The sequence below is a fragment of the Streptomyces turgidiscabies Car8 genome, from assembly GCF_000331005.1.
Taxonomy (GTDB): Bacteria; Actinomycetota; Actinomycetes; order Streptomycetales; family Streptomycetaceae; genus Streptomyces; species Streptomyces turgidiscabies.
Window position 1 is genome coordinate 1 of record NZ_AEJB01000239.1, and the last position, 3,398, is coordinate 3,398.

At 70.0% G+C, this 3,398-nt stretch carries 3 protein-coding genes and 1 pseudogene; 1 reads left to right on the plus strand and 3 read right to left on the minus strand.

Translation table 11 applies throughout. The features are described from left to right. The 3 genes and pseudogenes from STRTUCAR8_RS15805 to STRTUCAR8_RS15810 form a co-directional block, all read right to left on the minus strand. Positions 1–501 (minus strand): oxidoreductase (locus STRTUCAR8_RS15805; protein ID WP_006376787.1); only part of this gene is annotated, 501 nt, incomplete at its 3' end. Between the two features lie 372 nt (positions 502–873). Beyond that, positions 874–1,119: pseudogene (locus STRTUCAR8_RS54205) on the minus strand (ATP-binding protein); the annotation flags it as partial. A gap of 82 nt (positions 1,120–1,201) precedes the next feature. Next, complete coding sequence (locus STRTUCAR8_RS15810) at positions 1,202–3,091, minus strand: AMP-binding protein (RefSeq protein WP_006376784.1); 1,890 nt, start codon at positions 3,089–3,091, stop codon at positions 1,202–1,204. A gap of 96 nt (positions 3,092–3,187) precedes the next feature. Between STRTUCAR8_RS15810 and STRTUCAR8_RS53730 the strand changes: the two genes are divergently transcribed. Beyond that, on the plus strand, positions 3,188–3,398 hold a 211-nt coding region (locus STRTUCAR8_RS53730), incomplete at its 3' end, for a hypothetical protein (RefSeq protein ID WP_006376786.1).

The window sequence follows — 3,398 nt, forward strand, 5'->3', positions numbered from 1 at the left end:
GGCGGCGATGGCGGCCGCGGCGGCGCGCCGGAAGTCCTGGACCGTCTCCGCGACCTCGTCGGTGGACAGTTCGCGGGGCAGGGGCATGGGCTTGAGCCCGGTCGCGGTGAACATGTCGCCCGCCGGCCGGACGGCGGAGGGTGCTACCGCCTGCCGGTGATGGGGGGTGTTGTCGGGGTGGGAGATGCGTCCGGCGTGCATCAGCTGGATGACGATGCGTCCGTCGGCCTTGTGTACGGCGTCGGTGACCTTGCGCCAGCCGGCGATGTGGGCGTCCGTGTAGATGCCGGGGGTCACCGGGTAGCCCTGGCCGTCCGCGGAGGGCTGGGTGCCCTCGGTGATGATGAGGGCGTGCGAGGCGCGCTGAGCGTAGTACTCGGCGTTCAGGTCGGTCGGCACGCCGTCCGGGGTGGCCCGGTTCCGCGTCAGGGGCGCCATCGCCAGTCGGTGCGGCAGGGGGATCTCTCCCACGACGGCGGGGTTCCACAGGGCGTTGAGCATGGGTGATTCCTCAGAGGTAGGTGGTGGTTCGCTCAGGGGCGGTGCGGACATCGCGCGGGCGAGGTCGCCCCGGCGTGCCCCCTGCCGGCCGACCTGTCATCGGTCCGACATTAAAAGTACGAGCATAATATTATGCTGTGGGGGTGCGGAGGTGCAAGCGGATCCCCTGTGGCGGGTGCGGGTTCAGGCCCCCTCCGCAGGCAGCGCATGCCAGGGGCGCAGCGCTGCACGGTTGGGCTGAAGCGCGTCGGCCGAAAGGCCCCGTAGCGCGACACACGCACTCGTGCGTCGCGCCCACAGGCGTCAGCGGCGGAGCCGTGATCGGTCGTCAGGGGCCTGGCGTCCCCGGTCTCGTGCCGGCGTCGGCGCGAGTCATCGCCGGTATCCCGTGGTCCCTCGCGCCGAGCCTCGCTGCACAGCGGATGAAGTTTCGCCAAGGGAAGCTGGAATCTGCTGCTCCGCCCAGATGACCTCGCCCTCGTGGTGCTGCCGTGTGCCCCGGTGTTCGATGAGCTGGGCTATGAGAAGCAGGCCGCGTCCGCCCTCGTCGCAGACCAGGGCCCGGCGCAGATGCGGGGCGGTGCTGCTGGCGTCGGACACTTCGCACGTCAGGGCGGATTGAACCAGGTCGGCGTCGTAGCCGTGGCTGCTCAGGATGGCTTCGAGTGCCCGGTCCCGGCCGACCAGGCAGGACAGCCGTTCACGGGGTGTGGCCGGTGCGGCGGAGAACGGGGCGCAGGGTTTCGATGACGCCGGGGTCGTCCACCGTGGAGGGGATCGGCTCGTCGTGGCCGTCGGCGATGCCGCGCATCGTCTTGCGCAGGATCTTCCCCGAGCGGGTCTTGGGCAGGGCGGCGACGACCGTGACGTCCTTGAGGGAGGCGACGGCGCCGATGCGCTCGCGTACGAGTTGGACGAGTTCGGCCTCGACCTCGCCCGGTTCTCGGCCGCTGCCTGTCTTGAGGACGACGAAGCCGCGCGGGATCTGTCCCTTGAGGGCGTCGGCGACGCCGATGACGGCGCATTCGGCGACGTCGGGGTGGGCGGCCAGTGCTTCCTCCATGCTGCCGGTGGACAGCCGGTGTCCGGCGACGTTGATGACGTCGTCGGTGCGGCCCATGACGAAGACGTAGCCGTCGGCGTCGATGTGCCCGCTGTCGCCGGTGAGGTAGTAGCCGTCGTAGGCGGAGAGGTAGGAGGCGATGTAGCGGTTGTCGTCGTTCCAGAGGGTGGGAAGCGCGCCGGGTGGCAGAGGAAGCTTCACGACGATCGCACCGTCGACGCCCGCGGGCACCGCATCGCCCGAGGCGTCCAGGACGCGCACGTCCCAGCCCGGCAGCGGGCGGGTCGGCGAGCCGGGCCTGACGGGCGCGGCCTCGATACCGACCGGGTTGGCGACGATGGGCCAGCCGGTCTCGGTCTGCCACCAGTGGTCGATCACCGGGATGTCCAGCAGGGCGCTCGCCCAGTGGTAGGTCTCGGGGTCCAGGCGTTCGCCCGCGAGGAAGAGGTGGCGCAGGTGGGAGAGGTCGTAGTCGGCGGTGAGCGTGCCTTTCGGGTCCTCCTTGCGGATGGCCCGGAGGGCGGTGGGCGCGGTGAACATGGTCCTGGCCCGGTGTTCGGCGGCGACGCGCCAGAACTGGCCCGCGTCCGGGGTGCCGACCGGTTTGCCCTCGTAGAGGACCGTGGTCGCGCCGGCCAGCAGGGGTGCGTAGACGATGTACGAGTGGCCGACGACCCAGCCGACGTCGGAGCCGGTGAACATCGTCTCGCCCGGGCCCACGTCGTAGACGGCCCCCATCGACCAGTGCAGGGCGACCGCGTAGCCGCCGCAGTCGCGTACGACTCCCTTGGGCTTTCCGGTCGTTCCGGACGTGTAGAGGATGTAGAGGGGATCGGTGGCGGGGACGGGAACGCAGTCGGCAGGCGTCGCGGCGGCGACCAGTTCGGCCCAGTCGAGATCGTCGGGCCCCAACTCGGCCCGCTCCTGCGGGCGTTGCAGGATGACGCTCTTCTGGGGCTTGTGGGCCGCGAGTTCGATCGCCCGGTCGAGCAGGGGCTTGTACGCGAGGACCCGCTTGCCTTCGATGCCGCAGGAGGCGGAGACGACCACCTTGGGGGCCGCGTCGTCGATGCGCAGGGCGAGTTCGCGCGGGGCGAACCCGCCGAAGACGACCGAGTGGACCGCCCCGATCCGTGCGCAGGCCAGCATCGCGACGACGGCTTCGGGGACCATCGGCATGTAGATGACCACCCGGTCGCCGTGCCCCACGCCGAGCCCTGCCAGGGCTCCGGCGAAGGCCGCCACCTCTTCCCTCAACTGCGCGTAGGTGTAGGTGCGCCGGGTGTCGGTCACGGGTGAGTCGTAGACGAGCGCGGGCAGTTCACCCCGGCCGGCCTCGATGTGCCGGTCGAGCGCGTTGAAGCAGACGTTGAGCCTCCCGTCGGGAAACCAGCGGTAGAAGGGCGCGCCCGAGGCGTCCAGCGCGCGGTGCGGAGCCGCATCCCAGTCGATGCCCTCCGCCGCTTTCAGCCAGAAGCGCTCGGGGTCCTCGGTGCTGGCGCGGAAGACATCCTCGTACGTTCCCATCGCGCACTCCTTTGTGGCATCGGGACGGTGGTGTGGTCGTATGCGGAACGGCGTCGGACACAAGTACCGCATGCCGGTAGGCGTGGCGAGGGCACGATGGCCTGGAAGCAGCTCGCCGCCCGTCCGTACATCTGGGGCACGTTCGTCTGGGCCATGTTCGACTTCGCCTCCGACGGGCGAAACGAAGGAAGTCAGCCCGGCATCAACGACAAGGGTTTGGTCACCCACGACCGGCAGATCCGCAAGGACGCCTTCTACTGGTACAAGCCAACTGGGCGAACACTCCCACCCTTTACATCACCAGCCG